General features: G+C 70.5%; 16 protein-coding genes. 13 read left to right on the top strand and 3 right to left on the bottom strand.

The annotated features are described in order from the left end of the window. Nucleotides 1-34: 34 nt before the first annotated feature. Nucleotides 35-1,276 (top strand): pentapeptide repeat-containing protein, encoded by a 1,242-nt coding sequence (locus ACSU6M_RS33010; protein ID WP_437074783.1) that lies wholly within the window; start codon nucleotides 35-37, stop codon nucleotides 1,274-1,276. A gap of 1,385 nt (nucleotides 1,277-2,661) precedes the next feature. Next, a complete protein-coding gene (locus ACSU6M_RS33005) occupies nucleotides 2,662-2,832 on the top strand; it encodes a hypothetical protein (RefSeq protein WP_437074781.1) in 171 nt (56 codons plus the stop codon). A 454-nt stretch (nucleotides 2,833-3,286) separates the two neighbouring features. Here ACSU6M_RS33005 and ACSU6M_RS33000 read toward each other — a convergent pair whose 3' ends face one another. Further along, nucleotides 3,287-3,721 carry a MarR family winged helix-turn-helix transcriptional regulator gene (locus ACSU6M_RS33000; RefSeq protein ID WP_437074779.1) on the bottom strand — a complete coding sequence of 145 codons (435 nt, stop codon included), beginning with the start codon at nucleotides 3,719-3,721 and terminating at the stop codon, nucleotides 3,287-3,289. A gap of 199 nt (nucleotides 3,722-3,920) precedes the next feature. Between ACSU6M_RS33000 and ACSU6M_RS32995 the strand changes: the two genes are divergently transcribed. From ACSU6M_RS32995 to ACSU6M_RS32965, 7 genes are all read left to right on the top strand, one after another. Next, on the top strand, nucleotides 3,921-5,093 hold the full coding sequence (locus ACSU6M_RS32995) for a PP2C family protein-serine/threonine phosphatase (protein ID WP_437074777.1): 1,173 nt from the start codon (nucleotides 3,921-3,923) through the stop codon (nucleotides 5,091-5,093). A 134-nt stretch (nucleotides 5,094-5,227) separates the two neighbouring features. After that, entirely contained in the window at nucleotides 5,228-6,124 is an 897-nt protein-coding gene (locus ACSU6M_RS32990; protein ID WP_437074776.1) for an STAS domain-containing protein, read from the top strand. After that, entirely contained in the window at nucleotides 6,121-6,540 is a 420-nt protein-coding gene (locus tag ACSU6M_RS32985) for an STAS domain-containing protein (protein ID WP_437074774.1), read from the top strand. The genes ACSU6M_RS32990 and ACSU6M_RS32985 overlap by 4 nt, the downstream gene beginning before the upstream one ends. Then, nucleotides 6,540-6,983, top strand: a complete 444-nt coding sequence (locus ACSU6M_RS32980; RefSeq protein WP_437075450.1) for an ATP-binding protein — start codon at nucleotides 6,540-6,542, stop codon at nucleotides 6,981-6,983. Before ACSU6M_RS32985 ends, ACSU6M_RS32980 begins: the two co-directional genes overlap by 1 nt. Continuing rightward, on the top strand, nucleotides 6,980-8,038 hold the full coding sequence (locus tag ACSU6M_RS32975) for a SpoIIE family protein phosphatase (RefSeq protein WP_437074772.1): 1,059 nt from the start codon (nucleotides 6,980-6,982) through the stop codon (nucleotides 8,036-8,038). Before ACSU6M_RS32980 ends, ACSU6M_RS32975 begins: the two co-directional genes overlap by 4 nt. A 670-nt stretch (nucleotides 8,039-8,708) precedes the next feature. Continuing rightward, nucleotides 8,709-9,860: a PP2C family protein-serine/threonine phosphatase gene (locus tag ACSU6M_RS32970; protein ID WP_437075449.1), complete on the top strand. Its 1,152-nt coding sequence runs from the start codon at nucleotides 8,709-8,711 to the stop codon at nucleotides 9,858-9,860. A 22-nt stretch (nucleotides 9,861-9,882) separates the two neighbouring features. After that, the gene (locus ACSU6M_RS32965; RefSeq protein WP_437074770.1) at nucleotides 9,883-11,070 is read left to right on the top strand and encodes a PP2C family protein-serine/threonine phosphatase; all 1,188 of its coding nucleotides are present in this window, start codon (nucleotides 9,883-9,885) and stop codon (nucleotides 11,068-11,070) included. 10 nt (nucleotides 11,071-11,080) lie between these two features. Here the strand turns inward: ACSU6M_RS32965 and ACSU6M_RS32960 are convergent, their stop codons facing one another. Both ACSU6M_RS32960 and ACSU6M_RS32955 read right to left on the bottom strand, forming a co-directional pair. Further along, nucleotides 11,081-11,599 (bottom strand): MarR family winged helix-turn-helix transcriptional regulator, encoded by a 519-nt coding sequence (locus ACSU6M_RS32960; RefSeq protein WP_437074768.1) that lies wholly within the window; start codon nucleotides 11,597-11,599, stop codon nucleotides 11,081-11,083. Nucleotides 11,600-11,991: 392 nt separating this feature from the next. Then, nucleotides 11,992-12,459 carry a hypothetical protein gene (locus ACSU6M_RS32955; RefSeq protein WP_437074766.1) on the bottom strand — a complete coding sequence of 156 codons (468 nt, stop codon included), beginning with the start codon at nucleotides 12,457-12,459 and terminating at the stop codon, nucleotides 11,992-11,994. 151 nt (nucleotides 12,460-12,610) lie between these two features. Here ACSU6M_RS32955 and ACSU6M_RS32950 point away from each other — a divergent pair, with 151 nt between their 5' ends. From ACSU6M_RS32950 to ACSU6M_RS32935, 4 genes are all read left to right on the top strand, one after another. Next, a complete protein-coding gene (locus ACSU6M_RS32950; protein WP_437074765.1) occupies nucleotides 12,611-13,078 on the top strand; it encodes an SUKH-3 domain-containing protein in 468 nt (155 codons plus the stop codon). 314 nt (nucleotides 13,079-13,392) lie between these two features. Further along, nucleotides 13,393-17,166, top strand: a complete 3,774-nt coding sequence (locus ACSU6M_RS32945) for an nSTAND1 domain-containing NTPase (protein ID WP_437074764.1) — start codon at nucleotides 13,393-13,395, stop codon at nucleotides 17,164-17,166. A 175-nt stretch (nucleotides 17,167-17,341) separates the two neighbouring features. Next, nucleotides 17,342-18,166, top strand: a complete 825-nt coding sequence (locus ACSU6M_RS32940; RefSeq protein ID WP_437074762.1) for a hypothetical protein — start codon at nucleotides 17,342-17,344, stop codon at nucleotides 18,164-18,166. 47 nt (nucleotides 18,167-18,213) lie between these two features. Further along, on the top strand, nucleotides 18,214-19,545 hold the full coding sequence (locus ACSU6M_RS32935) for a copper amine oxidase (RefSeq protein ID WP_437074761.1): 1,332 nt from the start codon (nucleotides 18,214-18,216) through the stop codon (nucleotides 19,543-19,545). Nucleotides 19,546-19,606: the final 61 nt, after the last annotated feature.

Genomic DNA, 19,606 nt, shown 5'->3' with positions numbered 1-19,606 from the left:
CAACTGAAGACCGCCGAAACGGCATGTAAGAAGCATGAGAAACCAGCCGCCGTCCCTCCGACAGCGCCGAATCCGAGCCCGGCGAAAGCAGCACGCCCGGCGCTGGGGCCTGTACGCACTGATCCTGGCCGGCACATGCATCTTGTTCGGCGCGCTGCCCTGGCTGATCTGGCAAGGCCCCTACAAGATCGACGCCGCCCACCTCGACGAGGCCGAACTGAAGAAGGGTTCAGCAGCGCTCGTGACCGGCCTGCGCACGGCCGTTGTCGCGTTCACGGCCGCGTTAGGCGCCGGCATCGCCCTCCTCTACACCGCCCGCACCTACCGCCTGACCCGGCGCGGCCAGATCACCGATCGCTTCACCAAAGCCCTCGAACGCCTCGGCTCAGACGAGGTCTACGTACGCATCGGCGGCATCCTCGCCCTGGAACAGATCGTTCAGGACGCCCCCGAACAGGCTGCCACCGACGCCGCCCGCGTCCTTGGCCACTTCATCCGTGAGCGCACCCCCAAAGCAGCACCCCCGCCCAGTCCCGACAACCCTGACAACGGCCCGCCGAGCGAGCCTCTGCCCGACGAACCGGCAGCCGACATCCAGGCAGCCCTCACCGCCCTCACCCGCACCGAATCCCGCACGCACGTCGACCCTCGCGAACCGCTCGACCTCCACGGACTCCACCTGACCGGCGCCCAGCTCGCCGAAGCGGACCTCACCCAGGCGAACCTACGCGGGGCGACGCTCACACAGGCCAACCTCGAAGGGGCGACCCTCACGGAGGCCAGCCTGATCGGGGCGACCCTCACGGAGGCCAACCTGTACGAGGCAACCCTTACGAAGGCCAACCTGGACGGGGCCACCCTCACAGAGGCCGACCTGCGCGCGGCCACCCTCACGAAGGCCAATCTGCACGCGGCGACCCTCACGAAAGCCGACCTGCGCGCGGCCACCCTCACAGAGGCCGACCTGCGCGCGGCCACCCTCACAGAGGCCAGCCTGACCGGGGCGACCCTCACGAAAGCCGACCTGTACGGGGCGACCCTCACGAAGGCCAACCTGGTCCTGGCGACCCTCACGGATGCCGACCTGCGCGGGGCGACCCTCATAGAGGCCAACCTGGACCGGGCTACCCTCACAGGGGCCGAGCTGTATGCGGCCGACCTGTCGACGGCGGTCGGGCTGATCCCAAGGCAGGTGGCATCGGCTTGCACCAGCGAAAACACCAAACTGCCCCCAGACGTACGCCAGTCGATTGGACCAGCAACGAGCGAGAATTGAGCACGTTTCGCGCACGTGATCGGAAGCTGCCCCCTCGACGATGTGCAGCTTGACAATATGCATCGCCCGAGGCGCCACGGCCAGCGTCTGAAGATCACCCACCCGTGCGCAGTCGGCCCTGACCGCGCCGGGCACCCCCGCACGCCACCTGGCTTGGTCAGCCGGACTGCGGGAGGTGACTGGGAGGAAGGACGGCGGAGCTCAGCCGAAGTTGCTGTGGCAGAGGTGGACGACGCGAGGGTCGACAATGCCCTCGGCCGCTCGGCACAGATCACGCATCTGGTCCGTTGTGGAACGGGGCCGAGCGGGCTGCGGCCTGGGCGCGGGACGGTGTGAGGGGCGCTGGCCTCGCGGCTGTGGTCGCTCCTGCAGGCGTTCGGCACTTCTGTGCCCAGGAGGCGGTGGTGGTGCAGCAGGACGTGACGCCACGAGCCGGGGCGCTGGATCCGGCGGAGCCGCTGCGGGCGCCGGCATCTGTTGTTGCGGCCGCGTCTCGGGCTGTTGCCGTGGAGGCTCAAGGCGGCGGGTGCGTACCAATGCGCTGTGTCCGGACGGTTGGTGAGCCGGTACGGGTACGGGCGCCGGCGTGGTGGTGGGGACACGGGCGGGTGCGAGCGAGACCGGACGGTGGTCGTTGGCGACCACCGGGGCGGGGGCCACGGTGGTGCAGCCTGCGGCGCCGAGGGTCAGCACGACCAGCAGGGCGAGGAGTCGGCGGGACACCTGCCCACTCTCCCCCACCGGCGGCCACGGCGCGGGTACCACGCGGCTGCTCCACCACTGCGTGTGACGGAAACGGGGCGCCTTGACAGCAAGTCAACCTTCGGGCCCGGCTTTTGGCGGGCGAGACGGGTAAGCGGGGTCGACCGCCCAGGGCCTGAGCGGGCTTCAGGTCGGATCCATAGGTCGAGCCACTGGTCAGTGCGGGGCCGGACGCTGGGCCCGGTTGGGCCGCACCGGACCCTGTGGGTGCGGGCGATCACCTCGCCCGGTGGCCCATTCCGGGGGGGCCGCAACGGCTCGAACAGCGCCCACGGCTTGGACAACGTCTCATAGGTCAGCTCATGACGACGCACCCCGAACTAACCATCGAACCCGACTCTTTGCGGACTCGACTCGACCCACCCCGCACGCCATCGCCTGCCGCAGCACTGCACACACCGGTCACCCGGCGCACCCGCGACGTCGCTGGCATCGTCTCCTCGACCAACTGGCAGAGAACGTCTTCTCAGCCAACTGGCAGAGGCGGCCACCGGCCCAACTGACTGCGTCTGTCGGCGATGCGCTTGCCCCGATACATGTACCGATGGATCCAGGGCAGATGAACCGTAGAAAACGTCTGAGCAACACGCGAATCAGCGGCGACGATGGAGGTGACAGCCGTCATGGACACGAAGGTGTTGGAGCGGTTTCCGGCAGGAGCTCCGCGCGGTTCGTGGCCTGCGGAGGAGTGCGCGGCACGACTACGGGAAGCAGGCGAGCCCGACGCGACCGTCGTGATGGACTTGCAGTCGGACGCGTTCCTCGTGGTCGTCCGTGAGCGCGGCAAGGAGTGACGGTGCGCTTCGTCACGCAGAACCGGCCAGAGAGCGGGGCACGTTCGGACTCATCTCTCACGCGGAGGGTGGAGAGATCGACCCTCCGGTGACACCGATGTGAGCGAGGGCGTGATTCGGGTCCTGCCCGGCACGGACATTCATGTGCGCGCGGCCCTGGGGTACCTGAAACCGCTTCGAGCTGCGAGGCCGCGCTGCGCGCCCGCCGCGCCCCTCGTTCGACAGACAAGTGGCACAGTCACCAAAGGTGTTGCCATGCCGAGCAGACGAACCCGGTAAGGGCAGGCGCCCGCCTGACTGTTGTCGTTTGACAACAATAGCCGTGAGGCAACAAAGTAACGGTGTCGGACGCGCACGGGGAAGGATCTGGAATGCTCCGGTGGGCGGAGACGACCCCGCGTGCCGGCCGCTTTCACCGGACGGTGGCGGTGGTGCCGGCGCCGCGTGCAGCCGTTCAGGCGGTCTGGCTGCCTGCACCGGAGGCGTCGTCGTGTATCTGTGTCGCAGCGGTGGCGCAGAACGCTTCCAGCCCCTCCAGCAGTGCGCTGCGCTTGGCGGCGGGCATATCCGTCAGCACCTTGCGCAGTTCCCTCTCGCGGCGGGTTCGGAGGTCGGCGAGGAAGGTGCGGCCTCGGCTGCTGAGGCGCAGGCGCACCTCGCGTCTGTCCTCCGCGCTCACCACACGCTCGACGAACCCGGCGGCCACCAGCCGGTCGCACAGACGGCTGGTGGACGGCGGGGTGGACGCCAGCGTCTCGGCGAGCGTGCGCAGATTGATGCCGTCGTGGTGCTCAAGAATGTGCAGTACACGCAGCTGGGACGCGGAGGTGGGCGCGGTCGAGGCCCGGCCCCACACGACCTCCAGCAGCTCGGCGGCCGTGGTGGTCACACGCGCGACCTCATCGGGCTCTGGGCGGCGGCGGAAGGCAGTCACGTTCACACTCTCGCAGGCACTGGGGTGCCTGTCAGGGTACTAGGCGCACCCGCCGTCCACAGATGCCCCAGGCGACCTACGCGTCCCGCTCGGGAGCTCGGCCTCAGCCATGAGGCCCCATGTTGTCCGGCGAAAGGTTGGTGTATTTCCTCTCATGAACAGATTTGTCGCTGCTGAACGCGCTCTGCGCACAGCGGCTCCTCACCAGTTGCTCGATGCCATCCGCACGGTGCTGATCGATCAGTACGGCGCGGAGGATGTCGAGCTGTTCATGGCCGACTACGGGCTGACCGTGCTTCAGCCGGTGTCCATGCTGCCGCACACCATGGAACCGGTGTCGGTGCACAACAGCCCGGTCGGCCGTGCCTTCGGGTCGCAGAAGCCGTACCGGGAGGAGACGCGGGACGGCCGGGCGCGGCTGCATCTGCCGGTCAGCGTGCGCGGCGACCGGCTCGGTGTGCTGTCCGTGACCCTGCCCACCAACGACGTCGCCCGCAAGTGGGAGGCCGAACTGGCCGAGATCGCCGATGTGCTGGGACACGAGGTGATCGTGGCCGAGCGCGATACCGACGTGTACCTCCAGGCGCGGCGCAAGGACCGGCTCACCCTGGCCGCCGAGATGCAGTGGCAGCTGCTGCCCGGCCGTTCGTGCTCGCGCGCCGAGTACGACCTGGGAGCCCAGTTGGAGCCGGCCTACGCCATCTTCGGCGACAACTTCGACTGGTCCGCCACGGCCGATCACCTGATGCTGTACGTCACCAACGGCATGGGGGAAGGCATAGAGGCGTCCCTCCTGACGAACCTGGCCATCAACGCCTTGCGCAACGCCCGGCGCGCCGGGATCTCCATCGCCGATCAGGCGGCGCTGGCCGATCAGGCCGTCTTCGCCCACTATCAGGGGCGCTGCTATCTGTCCGTCCTCATGTTCGACTTCGACCTGGTCACGGGCCGGGCGAGCGTGGTGGACGCGGGATCCCCTCATCTGCTGAGGCTGCGCGGAGGGTGCGTGGAACGCGTCGCCTTCGACGCCCAGCTGCCCCTGGGCATGTTCGAGGAGACCGACTACGTGGCGCAGGACTTTCATGTGGAGCCCGGCGACCGGCTCGTCTTCGTCAGCGACGGCGTGCATGCCGTGGCCTCCCCCAAGGGAGAGGCGTACGGTGACGCGGCTCTCGCCCGGGCGATCCACGCGACCCGGCTGCTGCCCGCCGCCGAGGTGCCGCGCGCCATCCTGCGGGAGCTGACCGGTCATCGCGGGAGGTCCCTGCCGGACGACGATGCCCTGGTCGTGTGCCTGGACTGGCGCGGAAGGCCCTCTGGGAGGTGAACCGGCGGACGGTCCCGATTGTGTCGATCGTGTGTTGTTCCTCCGTCCGCCCTCGCGCTGATGTTTGTCATCCGGCAATAATTGCCTCATGGCTCACCAAGGGGTAGGCCGCACGGGCTCACGGCAGGGAGACGATGCAGGTGGCGGAGCAGGACGCGGCCCCCGATACGGCACTGGAGCTGGGCGACTTTCTCCAGCGGCGGCGTGAGCAGATCGCCCAGCGGTGGGCGGACAGTGCCCTGTTCCGTACGGTGTTCACCGTCTCCCGCGACGAGGCGGTCGAGGCGTGCAAGGCCGTCGTGGACGCCCTCACCGAAGTGGCGCGCTCAGGGCGGCTGGAGGACGTGGACGCTCCCGGCTTCGGCGCGGTGCACGAGCAACTCGGCAGGATGACCGCCTCCAGGGCCAAGTCCGGTTTCAGTCCCCCTCAGATCGCCCACGAGGTCGCCGCACTGCGTGAGCCGGTCACCGCCCTGCTGCGAGCGGAGTCCGAGGATCCGGCAGCCGAGCACGCGCACGCCCGCCTGCTCGCGCTGACGGTCTTGATGGGCACACTCCGCCTGGTGGTCATGCGGACCACGGTGAGCGCAGGCGAGGAGCTGATCGCCCGGCAGCGCCAGCAGTTGATGGAGGTGGCCACCCCCGTCATCAGGCTGTGGGAGGGCATTGTCGCCGTGCCGCTCATCGGCACCCTGGACAGCGCCCGCAGCCAGATCGTCATGGAGAGCCTGCTGCAGGCGATCGTGGAGCAGCGCGCCCAGTACGCGATCCTGGACATCACCGGTGTGCCGACGGTCGACTCGCTCGTGGCCCAGCATCTGATGAAGACAGTCGCCGCGGCCCGTCTGATGGGCGCGGACTGCATCGTCTCCGGGATCCGGCCCGCCATCGCGCAGACCATCGTGCACCTCGGCATCGACCTCGGAACGATCATCACGCGGACCGGTCTCGCCGACGCCCTCGCGTACGCGCTCAACCAGCAGGGCATCGCCGTCTCGCCGCGACCGGCCGCGGGAGTGAGCCCGCGGTGACAGGCTTCCTCGCCCCCCACGCGAGCCCGATTCCGGTGCTCGCGCTGGGAGACGTCCTGCTGATCACCCTGCAGGGAGAACCACAGGACGGGGCGGCTGAACAACTCCGGCACCACGTCGCCCAGCGCATCGCCCACAGCCCGGAACCAGTGCGCGGCGTGGTGATCGACATCTCCGGCGTGGAGATCGTCGACTCCTTCCTCGGCCGCGTACTCGCCGAGATCGCCGCAAGCGCCCGTCTGCTGGCCACGCGGACGGTACTGGCGGGAATGCGCCCCGCCGTCGCCATCACCCTGGTCGAACTGGGCCTCACGCTGCCGGGCCTCGTCACCGCCCTGGACGTCGAAAGTGCCCTGTCCCTGCTGGGCCGCCCGCCCTCGGCACCCCTGCCCGCACACCTGGAAGAGGGTGCATGATGCATGCCCCGCTCACCACGACCACCCGCCTGCCCATCGGCTCCGACGCCGACCTCGCCTGGGTACGCCAGCAGGTACGCCAGGCCGCTGCCGACCTCGGCTTCGGCCTCGTCCAGCAGACGAAGTTCGTGACCGCCGCGAGTGAACTGGCCCGTAACACCCTGGTCCACGGGGGCGGCGGCCACCTGGAGATGACACCGCTGACCGAAGGAGGCCAGCGCGGACTGCGGCTGTCCTTCGTCGACGAAGGCCCCGGCATCCGGGACGTCGAACAGGCCATGACCGACGGATACACCACCGGCGGCGGCCTGGGCATGGGCCTGAGCGGGGCCAAGCGGCTGGTCCAGGAGTTCACCCTCGACAGCCGGCCCGGCCAGGGCACCACCGTCACCGTCACCGATTGGGTGACCGGCGTGCCCTCACCCCGCACAGGTGCGCCATGAGCAGGGTGTGGGACATCCCCGTACAGGACAGCACCAGAGTGCGGGACGTCCATGTCGCCACGGAAGCCGCCTGCGCCCGCACAGGAATGGACGCACACACCACCGCGGTAGCGGCGCTGGTGGCCACGGAGCTCGCGACCAACCTCGTCAAGCACGCCGGCGGCGGCCGCATCGTGATCGATCTGACCGGCCCCTCGGACACCCTCGCCGACACCACACCGTGCGTGCAGATCACCTCTCTGGATCACGGGCCCGGCATTCGCGACATCGCCGCGGCGCTGAAGGACGGCTTCACGACCGCCGCCTCGTCACTGGGAGCGGGTCTGGGTACGTGCCGGCGTATATCCGGCGACTTCGATCTGCACAGCCGGCCGGACCGGGGCACCGTCGCCGTCGCGCGCATCAGCCCACGGCCGCCCGTCGCATCGTACGCGTGGCCGGTCTGCGCCCGTACGGGAGCTCGAGTCGGAGGGATCAACACGGCTCTGGGCAATGCCGAGTACTCCGGGGACGCCTTCGCGTGGGTGCGCTCCGGTGCACGGGTCACGCTGATGCTCGCCGACGGGCTGGGGCACGGAGACAAGGCGGCCCGGGCGTCCACCGCGGCGGTGCAGGACCTGCACCGCACCGGGCACCTCCCGCCGGCCGAGATCCTGCATCGCCTGCACACCGCGCTGCGGACCACCCGAGGCGCGGCCATCGGCGTCGCACAGCTCGACGAGGACACCGGCCGGCTCTCGTTCGCCGGAGTGGGCAACGTGGGCGCCAGACTCCGTACCGACGGCACCTGGCAGCACCTCATCTCCCATCCGGGCATCGTCGGAGCCCGCCTCCCCGCCGCCTTCCCCGTTCAGGAGGCGGCCTGGCAGCCCGACAGCCTGCTCATCCTGCACAGCGACGGCCTCCCCAGCCGCTGGGTACCACCCGACGACCCCCGGCTCCTCGACCATGACCCGGCGGTGGTGGCCGCGGTCGTGCTGCGGGACGCCGGCAGCGCCGCGCGCCGCCCCCTGCGCGACGACACCTGCGTCGCCGTGCTGGCCCCCGACCTCTAGGACGGGCGCCCATGACACCGCGCCCAGGCGTCTGGACACTCACGTCGCTCGGCGACGCGGCACGGATGCGTGCCGCCCTGGACCACATCGCCGCGGACGGCGGGGCGCCGACGCCCGCGCGAGCGCGCTTCCTCACCTCACTGACGCGACGGCTGCGCCGCTGTCTCGTCCTCGGCGGGGCATGGGCGGTGACGGTGCACGTCCGCCGCGACAGCGGCCTGCTGGAGGTCTCACTGCGGCCGGCCGGCTCCCCCGCGCCGGGCCCGGACGAGCCCCTGCTCGTCTGCCCCCTGCCTGACCCGCCCGCCCGGGCCGGCCCAGGCGTCACCCTGCCGCTGTCCGAGGCCCTGCTGCGCGCCGACGAAGACACGGCGGCCGTGCTGGGCCTCCTGGACACGCAGGAAGAACTCCTCCGGCTGCACCGCGAGGAACTCCACAAGACCGACCAGGGTGTTCTGGCGCTGCACTCCGACCTGGAGGCCGCGGCACTCGCCCAGCGCGAACTACTGCACGCCGAGCGCACGGCCCGCGCCGAAGCCGAGCGGGCCCGCCGCCTGCTGACCTTCCTCGCCGACGCCAGCGCCGCCGTCACGGCGTCCCTCAGCCCCACGGCCGTGCTGCACCGACTCCACGACATGCTCGTGCCGGACTACGCGGAGCATCTGGACATCTGGCTCTTCGACGAGGAGCGCAGCGGACCCGAGCGCCCGGCGGCGTACGACGAGGAGAACGCACACCGGGTACGCGAGCACTCGGCCGCCGCAGTCGTCGCCGCCCGCACGGCCGTCCCCAGCACGCCTGCGCCCATCCAGGCGCCCCGCCCGGCGTGGACGACCTCCCGCCCTCGGCTCTCTGCCCGCACCGAGCGCTGCTGGCCCTCCCCCTCACCGCACACCGCCTGCTGGGGGTCCTCACCCTGACCGCGCCCGGCCCCCGCTTCGACGCCGACACCTGTGTGATGCTCGTCGAACTCGCCCGCCGCGTCTCCACCGCCCTCGACCACGCCCGCCGCTACGAGCAGTACCGCGACACCGCAGAGACCCTGCAGCGCGCCCAGCTCACCGAACTGCCCACCGTGCCCCGCATGTTCCTGGCCGCGCGCTACCTCCCCGCGAGCCGGGGCATGAACATCGGCGGCGACTGGTACGACGCCTTCCTCCAGCCCGACGGCAGCCTGCTGGCCGTCATAGGGGACGTCACCGGCCACGGACTGCACGCGGCCGTCGTCATGGGCCAACTGCGCACGGCCCTACGGGCGTACGCGATCGAGGACAGCAGCCCCGCCGCGATCCTCACCCGCCTGCACCGCATGCTCCCCCACCTGCAACCGGATCTGTACGCCACCGCGCTGATCGCCCGCTTCCGGCCGGGCGAACCGGAAGTGGTCTGGGCCTCGGCCGGCCATCCACCCGCCGTCGTGCGCGACGCCGACGGCACCGTACGGGCCCTCGACCACAAGCCTGGCGTCATGCTCGGCCTCCCCATGCCCCACGTGTACGAGGATCAGCGGACCGACCTCGGCCCGGGGTCGACCTTGGTCCTGTACACCGACGGCCTGGTCGAGCGCCGGGCCCAGGGCATCGACCCCGGCATCGAGCGTCTCGGCCAGGCCCTGGCCGCCTTGAGCACTCCGGAGCTGGAGCACGATCTCAACGCCGCGGCCGATGCCCTGCTCAAGCCCCTCCTGCACGACTCCGAACGCGACGACGACGTCTGCGTGCTGCTCTGCCACACCGTGAGCGCCGGGGCGCAGGAGCAGCCGACGGACGCCCACCGGCCCTCTCGCGGCGAACCCCACGGCAAGGGCGCTCTCTCGCGGTAGCGTGGGTGCGACAGGGCGAGAGGTGGATGCCGTGAAAGCCTTTGAACCGCTTCCGTCGGCGGAGGCCCTGCTGCGGGCGGCCGCCCCGCACGCTTTGGTCGACACCGCCCGCCGCATCCTCGCCGAGCGGGCCGGTGCGCTGGACGTCACCCTCCTCCTCGCCGACTACGGGCTGAGCGTCCTGCGGCCGGTCTCCCACCTGCCGTACACCGCCGAACCGGTCCCCGCTCACGACGGCCCGGCGGGCAGCGCCTTCATCCACCAGAGCCCGGTGGTCGAAGTCCTCCGCGAGCCGCCCGGTCATCTGGTGCATCTGCCCATCACCGTGCGCGGCGACCGACTGGGCATCCTCCGCGTACACCTGCCCGACGGAGCCGCCGATCCGGACACCGTCCTCCAACTCGGCGACTTCGCCACAGCACTGGGCCACGAAGTCGCCACCGCCGACCGCGACACCGACCTCTACCTGCAGGCCCGCCGCACCCGCCGTCTCACCCTCGCCGCCGAGATGCAGTGGCAGCTCCTGCCGGGCCGCGGCTGCGCCCGCGACGAATACACCATCGGCGCCCATCTCGAACCCGCCTACGCCATCGGCGGCGACAACTTCGACTGGTCCACCAGTGCCGATCACCTGATCCTCACCGTCACCGACGGCATGGGCCAGGGCATCGACGCCGCCCTGCTGACCAGCCTCACCGTCGGCGCCCTGCGTAACGCCCGCCGCGCCGGCATCGGCCTGGCGGACCAGGCGTGCCTCGCCGACCAGGCCGTCTACGCCCAGTACGGCGGGAAGGCGTACGCCTCTACGCTGCTGCTGGAGTTCAACCTGGCCACCGGTGCGGTCCGTGCGGTCGACGCGGGCTCCCCGCAGCTCTTCCGCCAGCGCGGCGATCACACCCAGCGGATCGACCTGGACGCGCAGATGCCCCTCGGTATGTTCGAGGAGACCCTCTACCGGGAACAGGCATTCGACGTCGAGCCCGGCGACCGTCTGATCGCGGTCAGTACAGGTGTGCACGGCACCCGCTCCGCCGCGGGCGACCTCTTCGGTGAACGGGCCCTGCGCCAGATCCTCGGCGCCACCCGGACCGTGCCGCCGCACGAGACGGCACGCGCGGTCGTCTCCGGCCTGATCGAGCACTACGGGAGCCGAGAACTGCTGTCCGACGCCGCTGTGGTCTGCCTCGACTGGAACGGCCGCGCGGACTGATCCGGCCTGCTCAGGGACGTCCGCCGGGAGTGTCGTACCGATCCGTCCCAGGAGAGGCTCCGTACTGAGCGGCCATGAAGGCGCGCATCCCCCGGCCCAGCGCCTCCCGCTCGCCGGGTTCCATGGCCGCGAGCACCTCCGCCAGCGCGTCCGATCTGCTCGCTGCCACCTCGTCCAGCACCTGCCGCCCCCGCCGCGTCAGGTTCAGCTGCACCTCACGGCGCTTGTGCGGGTGCAGCACCCGCTCCAGCAGACCCGCCGCCTCCAGCCGGTCGCACAGCCGGCTGGCGGTCGGCGCTCCTATCTCCATGCCTTCCGCCAGAGCGGTGAGATTGAGCCCCGGCTCGGACTCCAGGATCCGCAGCGCCCGCAACTGGTGCGGGGAAAGCCGCAGGCTGGCCTCCTGACTCGCCTGCGACCAAAGGTTCGCCAGCCCGTCCACGGCGTCCGCGATCTCCAGCGCGAGAGACAGCGGATCCCCGCCCGATCCGCTCGCCCGGTCGTCTCCGGAATCGCTGAGACGAGTCACGAACCCATCACTTTCACCCATCGCCTGCCCATACGGGATGCCACCCTTATTCAAACGCGGTACCCGAAGCGTCGCCGTGCAAGCACCGCCGGTCGAGCCATCGTAGGAACTCGGACCAAACAGGAAAGCCCCTTCTCGCTCGGCCGAAAAGGCGGTGTCAGAGACTCAGCCCGACAACGTCACAAACATCACCATCCACTCACAGTCTGCAGCGGGCTCGAATCCTGACGAGCGTCCCGAAAGCCTGCCCCGACCTGGAGGATGCGCGTCCGCAGGAGGTCGAAGGAGGCTCGGCCATACAGAGTCAGACGGTGACGGCGTCAGATCCTGGGAAAGGGGCCGGCGAAGCCCTGCGTGGATTTCGGTGCGTCTTGCACGTGAGCTGCGGAGACTCAGATATGAGCCCGGATCTGCTTCACCGGATGGCCCAGCCGGTCCCCCAGAGCCATCAGCTCGTCCTCGCTGAACCAGAGGCGTTCGGGGTTCCAGATGGCGATCTCGAACCGGGCGAATCCACACGGCCAGTCGAAATCCAGCCTGTCGAGCGTGGTTTGCCCGCCACAGCACGGGGCCTCGATCGCGAGCGTGGTGAACCCGTCGTCGCAGTGAGCCTCAAGGAGGTCGCCCCACCACTCCGTGTCGATCGACGCCTGACACAAGGGGCAACCGATCCTCTCCAGGTTCGCCCCGCAGTCGACGGCCGTCACCACGTCGTGCCACGTCACCTCGATCTCCACGTCCACGCCGCCGGCCACCCCAGGGGCCAGGTCCTCGACGAGCGCGACGACGTCGTCGACCGCTTCACGGTCCGGCTGCCACTGCGGATCACTCGGAATGATCGACAGGACGTCATCGCTCACAGCTTCCCCACCTCGTCAGGCCGCCGACCAGCGCGGCGTCGCACGAGATGTTATCGATCAAATCCTGAGGGGCGGTCACACGCTGTATTCACTCGGCTCGTCTGCTGAGATGATCGCCTCCCACTTCAAGTCGGCGGGAGCAGGGGGTGTCGTGAGCGAATGGTCGCCGGAGGTGCTTGAGGTCCTCGAGGCTTCGGGATGGACGGCCGGCAGGCGGGTCGACACGGCTGGCTGGCGGTCCGTGTTCGAAGGTGCCGGCATCGTCATGCACGATGCTGCGGAGACGTTCCTCCAGGAGTTCGGCGGGCTGACCGTGAGCATCGGTGGCCCGGGAGTCAGCGCCGCCCGCGAGCCATTCGAGCTGGACCCGGAGCTGGCGTGGGGAGAAGAGGACCGGTTCTCTGAGTGGAGCGAGGTCCTGGGCAGAGAGCTCTTCCCTCTCGGTGAGCTCGATCACGGCCGGTTCTTTCTGGCTATCGATGAGCACAGTGAGATCTACCTCGTCGAGACCTGGGTCGCCAGCTTCGGGGCAATGCCGCATGCCCTGGAGAATCTGATCCTCGGCGTGATGCCCCGAAGGATCGACGAGGGACACGGTCAGCGCAATCAGCCCTGGTGACGGGGTCACTTGGCGAGCAGGACGCGCTTGTCGCCCAAGGCGTCCGCCATCCGGGCACCGGCCCGTCCCGTCGGCGCGAGACCGACCGGAACGAGCGTTGATCGCAGCCGCTCCGTGCGCCGACCGAACCGGCGAGTGAGTCCGGGCCGCGCGGGAGAGCAGGGTCGATGCGACGAGTTTCAGCCCGTTGAGAGTTGTTCAGCAGCCCCCTTCGGTCACACTGAACAACCAGGCTGGGCTGCGGTGTTGTCGGGGAGCGGGGAGTTCGGCGCATGGGGCGTCCTGAGAGGCCGGTCGATCCGAACGGGGGGCCGGTGCAGCGGTTCGCTTACGAGTTACGCAAGCTGCGGCAGGAGGCGGGCGGGCCCACCTACCGGGAGATGGCTCGCAGGGCCCACTACTCGGTGACCGCGCTGTCGCAGGCAGCCGCCGGAGAGCAGCTGCCCTCGCTCGCTGTCGCCCTGGCCTATGTGACGGCTTGCGGCGGCGACCTGGAGGAGTGGGAGCGGCGCTGGAGGGAGGCGAGCGAGGAGTGCGCCGCACGAGATGCGGAGGCTGATGCGGGGCAGTCGCCGTACCAGGGACTGGCGCGGTTCGAGCCGGACGACCACGACCGCTTCTTCGGCAGGGACGAACTGGTCGCCGAGGTGAGGCGGATGACGGCCGAGCACCGTTTCTCGGCGGTCTTCGGTCCGTCGGGCAGTGGGAAGTCCTCGCTGCTGCGCGCCGGGCTGATACCGGTGCTGCGCGAGCTCGGATCGGGACGCGTGGCGGCGATACGGATCCTGACTCCGGGCGAGCAGCCCCTGCGCACTCATGAGGCCGCTCTGCAGGCGAAGGACGCGGACGGTGACACCGTCATCGTCGTCGACCAGTTCGAGGAGCTCTTCACACTCTGTCGCGATCCGGCGCAGCGCGCTGGATTTGCAGACCGGCTGCTGGCCGCCCGAGAGCCGGACAGCCGGCTGCGGGTCGTCATCGCCGTACGGGCGGACTTCTACGGGCGTCTGGCCGAGCACCGTGCCCTGGCCGCGGCGGTGTCCGCTTCCAGCCTGCTCGTCGGGCCGATGAGCGCGGCCGAGCTGCGCGAGGTGATCGTCAAGCCGGCGCGGCAGGCCGGGCTGATCGTCGAGCGGGAGCTGACGGCTCGGCTGGTCCGGGAGGTGGAGGGCGAGCCGGGCGCGCTGCCGCTGCTGTCGCACGTTCTGCACGAGACCTGGCGCCGCCGCCGGGGGCGGGCGTTGACGCTGCAGGCGTACGAGGCAGCGGGAGGGCTGCACGGCGCGATCGCACAGACCGCGGAGAACGTGTACGTCTCTCTCACGCCCGAACACGCAGAGGTGGCCCGGCACATTCTGCTGCGGCTGGTCACGCCCGGCGAGGGCGCCCAGGACACCCGCCACCCCGCAAGCCGCGCCGAGCTGGACTTCGCGCCCGAGAACGTTGTCGACGCCGTCCTGGACCGCCTGGTCTCCGCCCGGCTGCTGACCCTGGACGACGAGACGGTGGACCTGGCCCACGAGGCCCTGATCACCGCCTGGCCCCGGCTGGGTTCCTGGATCGACGAGGCCCGTGAACGCCTGCTCGTCCACCGGCGGCTGACGGAAGCCGCCCACACCTGGGACGCCTTGGGGCGCGAGCCCGGCGCGCTCTACCGCGGGACGCGGCTCGCTGCGGCGAGCGAGCAATTGACGCAGGACGCGCTCACCTTCCTGGAGAGGGACTTCCTCACCGCGAGCCGCGCCGCCAGCGCCTCCGCGGTACGCCGTCGGCGCGGCGTGCTGGCCGCGGTGGCCGTGCTGGTCGTACTCGCCCTGGTCGCCGGCGTCACCGCGTGGCAGCAGAGCCTGACCAGCGAACGCCGTCACGTCGAGGCGGAGGCCCGGCGCATCGCCGCCGTCGCGGACGCGATGCGGTCCGCCGATCCGGCCACGGCCATGCGACTCAGCGTCGCGGCGTGGCGGCTGGCGCCCACCAGCGAGAGCCGATCCGCGCTGCTGAGCGCCATGGCCCAGCCGGAGCAGGACGTCTTTCCCATCCCCGCACCGCAGTCCGGCCGGGCTCTGAACCGGCTCACACCGGACGGACGCGCCCTGCTGACCGTCTCCGAACGGCGCGTGGTGGTGCGGGACATGCGCACCCATCGGCGTATCGGCTCCTATCCGGGGCCGGGCAGTCTGCTGTCGGAGACGGATCTGGATGTGGGAATGGATCCGAACTGGGACGTCAGTCCGGACGGGCGGATGCTGGCCCTGCCCGCGGAAGGAGGCGTCCGGCTGTGGGACGTCCGGGCCGGCCGGGTGAGTGCCGTCCTGCCCGCGGACACCGCGGTCTCGGCGCGCTTCGGCGCAGACGGGCACCATCTGACGGTTGCCGACTGGGACCGGGAGGAATCCCAGCAGGTGCAGGTCTGGGATCTGCGCAGCCGGCAGCGGCTGGTGAGTGTGCGCGCCCCCATACCGGAGGAACCACCCACCAGCATCAGTGCCGACGGCAGCACGCTCGCACTGTGCCGGGGCGTCCATCGCCTGGAGATCCGCGACCTTCGTACGGGGCGGATCCGTCAGCTCCCCTGGACCGACCGGGCCGCCCCCGTCGCCTGCCCCGACCAGGATCGGTACCCCGCCGGGATGTTCGCGTTGTCGCCGAGGGGTGACGTCCTGGCGGTCGTCGCTCCCGGTGGGGCGATCCGCCGCTGGGCGGTGAACGCGGGCCGTGAGCTGCCCCGGCTGAACCTCGAGGAGACCGCCGCCCTGCGGTTCAGCGCGGACGGTGACTTCCTTGCCGCCACCTCCGGCACGGAGATCGTGCTGTGGCGGCAGAGCCAGCCCGGCCGGCCCGTCTTCCGGTACCGGCTCATCGGCGAGATGAGCGTTCGCTTCGCTCTCACCCCGGACGCCGGCGCCCTACGGTACGTACGGTGGAGCGGCACCTCCGTCACCACCCTCGACCTGAGGCCGTTCACCCGCGCCGACTGGCAGCGGTATGCCGCCGACCGGACCCTGCTGACCCGCGACGGTCGCACCGCGGCCGTGATCCTGCGGGCCACGGGCCGCACGGGCGTGCGCCTGATCGACACCCGCAGCGGCCGGACTCTCGCCGCACTGCCCGATCGGCCCTGCCCGCCGGCCGACAGCTCCTCAGCCCCCGGCACGACCGACGGCTCCTCGGCCTCCGGCCCGGTCGACGAGGCATCGGCCCCGCCGGGGGCAGATCCCTCGGACTGCTCGGAGCTGATGGCGTTCAGCCGCGACGGCCGCCGCCTGGCCTATGTGCGGGTCTGGGGATACCCCGGGTCTCGGCAGCGGATCACCGTCTGGGACATCGCGGCACACCGCCGGGTGGCCTCCCTCGACGCCGGCCGGGCGATCGACAGCGAGGTCACCGGAGTGGCGTTCGGCGCCGACGGCCGGAGTCTGCTGCTGACCCGGTCCTCCGACACCTCGACCCTGGAGCGCTGGAACCTGAGCACCGGCACAAGGACGAGCACCCGTCCCGGCCCTTCGGGCGCGATCCTGGACACACGCCCTGACGACGACCTCCTTGTCTCCAGTGACAACGAGGTCGCCGAACTGCGCACACGACGGGTGCGCCCGTTGATGCTGAGCGACAGTGACATTCTCTTCGCCGGGACGTTCAGTGATGACGGCACCCGCTTCGCCGTCGGCGACATCACCGGACGCGTCACCGTATGGGACGGCGATCTGCGTCACCGGCTCGGCGTGATCAACGGCGCCTACACCGGAGAACGCGAGACCGAGCAGCAGGCCGTGGTCGCGCTGGCCTTCTCCCCCGACGGCCGCACCCTCGCCGTGGCGGGCGCGTCCGGCTCCGTCCAGTTGTGGGACGTCGCCTCCGGGCGCCGCCTGGGCTCCCAGTTGCCCGCGTCCGGGCAGGACGTGCACGCCCTCGCCTTCTCCGAGGACGGGGGGAGCCTGTACATCTCCGGCACCCGGGTTCCCGTCGACCGCATCGACCTGGAGCCCGCCCGCCTCGTCCGCCGCGTCTGCGCACGCCTCGGCTCGGGACTGTCGCGGTCGGACTGGCAGACGTATCTGCCGGACGTCTCCTATCGGAAGACGTGCTGACCCCGTCCGGCCTCGGCAGAGAGTGCTCCAGCCCGCCCGCAAGCGGTCCTCCGGCCGCTGAACTGGCCGTACGTCTTTGTTCATTGTGACGGAAGGGGGCTGCTGAACAACCGCGCGGGGCGTGGACTTGAGGCATCGGAGACATCCGGTGCACCAAGACCTCACGGGGGAGGACATGAACGCACGAGCACGACAGCAGCACCGCAGGGCCTTGCGCCAGCTGTTCGTGGGGACGGCGCTGGCGGTCGTCGGTACGGCGGCGATGGTCGCCGTGACGCTGCCGATGAACGCGGCCGGCGACCAGGGAGCCGAGGCGGCGCGTACGGGGGTCGCGCCGTCGGCGACGGCGCCCGCCACGCCGCACGCTTCGCCTTCCGGCGCCGGGACCGCGACGGAGAGCGCGGACACGACCGTACGAACGACCGGGGCCGGTGTCGGTGCGGATCCGCTCACCGACGAGGAGATCGCCCGCGCCCGGCAGGCCGCCCTCGCCGGCGACCGGACGCTGCGCACGACGAGCGAGGACGTCCGGGGGCGGGACGGCACACCGCAGTTCCTCACCGTCGACCTGGGCGAGACGGCCGAGCACGGGGCGCGGCGGGCGGAGGTCCTCTTCTACGACTACCGGGACGACCGGGCGGTGAAGAAGACGGTCGACCTGGGATCGGGACGGGTCGTACGGACCCAGTCCGCCATCGGAGTTCAGCCGCCTCCCTCCCACCAGGAGTCCCGCGAGGCCCTGAAGGTGCTGCTCGCGAGCCCTCTCGGGGACGGCCTGCGGCAGGACTTCGAAGCCGCCACGGGTATGCCTGTCGGCGAAGGTGACCGGCTGGCGGTGCAGGGGCTGGTCTATGAGAGGCGCGGAACGGCCGGGCCCGCCGACTGTGACGGGGCGCACCGCTGTGTACGGCTGTTCACGCAGATCAAGGACGGGCCGTGGATCGACACCCGGCAGTTCGTGGTCGACCTGAGTGCCCGAGAGGCGCACCGGCTCCCGTGACGGCCACCCGGACCAGCGTCCCGCCCACCGAGAAGGACATACTCATCATGCGCAAGCTCGAAAGACTCACCCGGAACACGGCCTTCCTCGGCGCCTGTGCCGTGATCGGCGCCGGTGCTCTCCTCGCCGCCCCCACCGGTCAGGCCAAGGGCGCCGAGAAGACCGCGCCGTCGGCCCCCGCCCTGCCCTGCACCGGCGACTCGGTCATCAGCAAGAAGCTGTCCGGCGGCACCACTTGGCGCATGTGCTGGCGCAACAGCCCCACCGCCGGGCTGATCCTCACGCACGTCACCTACCAGCCGCGCCACGAGAGCAAGCCCATCGAGGTGCTCGGCCGGGCGGCACTGGCGCAGATCAACGTGCCCTACGACGACGGTTCCTACGAGTGGAACGATGTGACCGAGCAGTTCTTCGGCGACAACACGCTGCCGTTGAAGCCGGCCGACTGCCCCGGCGGCACGCTCAGGAGCCTTCGCGTCCCCGACGAGGACACGGGCCGGCCGCGCACGGTCAAGGGCCTGTGCGTGACGACCCAGCCGCGCGGATTCGCGTACCACGGCCACAGCGGGGACGTCGAGGAGCACCCCGCCCGCACGGACTCCGCGCAGGGTCAGGAACTGGTCGTCTACACCGTCAACAAGATCGGCTACTACCACTACGTCAACCAGTGGAGCTTCTCCGACGACGGCACGATCACCCCCAAGGTGGGCGCCACCGGCAACCTCTCGCCGGGTGACTTCAACGCCTCGGACAGCACGGGCTGGCCCGTCGGGAAGAACGGTGCGGCGAAAGCCCTCAGCCACCAGCACAGCGTCCTGTGGAAGCTCGACTTCAAGCCGGACGGTTCCTGGAAGTCGAAGGTCGAGCGGTACGACACGAAGCCGAACGGCACGGACACCGAGAGGGGGATCGGCAGGCTCAAGACGACCCGCACGCAGCACACCAAGGAGTTCATGGGGGACAACGCGAGCGACCGCTGGTGGCGCGTGGTCAGCACCGCCGGGCGGAACAAGGACGGCCACGCCCGCTCCTGGCAGCTCGTCCCCTCGCACTCCGACCGGTATCCGCGGCACGCCTGGACCCGGCACGACCTGTATGTCACCCAGTACCGGGACTGCGAGGTCTTCGCGAGCGGCAACGTCGCGCAGCACCCTGGAGCGCCCTGCAAGGACGACGTCGCGAAGTTCGTGTCGGGCGAGACCCTCAAGCGTCCCGTGCTCTGGGTGAACGTCGGCTTCCACCACATCGCCCGTGACGAGGACCAGACGCCCATGCCCGTGCACTGGCAGGGCTTCCAGATCATCCCGCGCGACGCGACGGACATGAGCCCGCTGACTCCGGACCGTCTGTACCGCCCCGAGTTCAACGGCCACAACTGACTCCGTGTTGGCTGCCCATCCCGGTCCGCAGGACCGGGATGCCCCACCCCGTGTCGGGCGT

Source organism: Streptomyces sp. enrichment culture (assembly GCF_964272895.1).
Lineage (GTDB): Bacteria > Actinomycetota > Actinomycetes > Streptomycetales > Streptomycetaceae > Streptomyces.
Note: the sequence above shows the minus strand (reverse complement) of the source record. Positions and strands in the feature narration are given on the sequence as shown.

Coding starts and splice junctions, on each gene's coding strand:
- ACSU6M_RS32980 (WP_437075450.1), top strand. CDS start 6,540: ATGCATGCCCCGCTCACCACGACCACCCGCCTGCCCATCGGCTCCGAC.
- ACSU6M_RS32940 (WP_437074762.1), top strand. CDS start 17,342: ATGAACGCACGAGCACGACAGCAGCACCGCAGGGCCTTGCGCCAGCTG.
- ACSU6M_RS32975 (WP_437074772.1), top strand. CDS start 6,980: ATGAGCAGGGTGTGGGACATCCCCGTACAGGACAGCACCAGAGTGCGG.
- ACSU6M_RS33005 (WP_437074781.1), top strand. CDS start 2,662: ATGGACACGAAGGTGTTGGAGCGGTTTCCGGCAGGAGCTCCGCGCGGT.
- ACSU6M_RS32990 (WP_437074776.1), top strand. CDS start 5,228: ATGCAGGTGGCGGAGCAGGACGCGGCCCCCGATACGGCACTGGAGCTG.
- ACSU6M_RS32995 (WP_437074777.1), top strand. CDS start 3,921: ATGAACAGATTTGTCGCTGCTGAACGCGCTCTGCGCACAGCGGCTCCT.
- ACSU6M_RS33010 (WP_437074783.1), top strand. CDS start 35: ATGAGAAACCAGCCGCCGTCCCTCCGACAGCGCCGAATCCGAGCCCGG.
- ACSU6M_RS32935 (WP_437074761.1), top strand. CDS start 18,214: ATGCGCAAGCTCGAAAGACTCACCCGGAACACGGCCTTCCTCGGCGCC.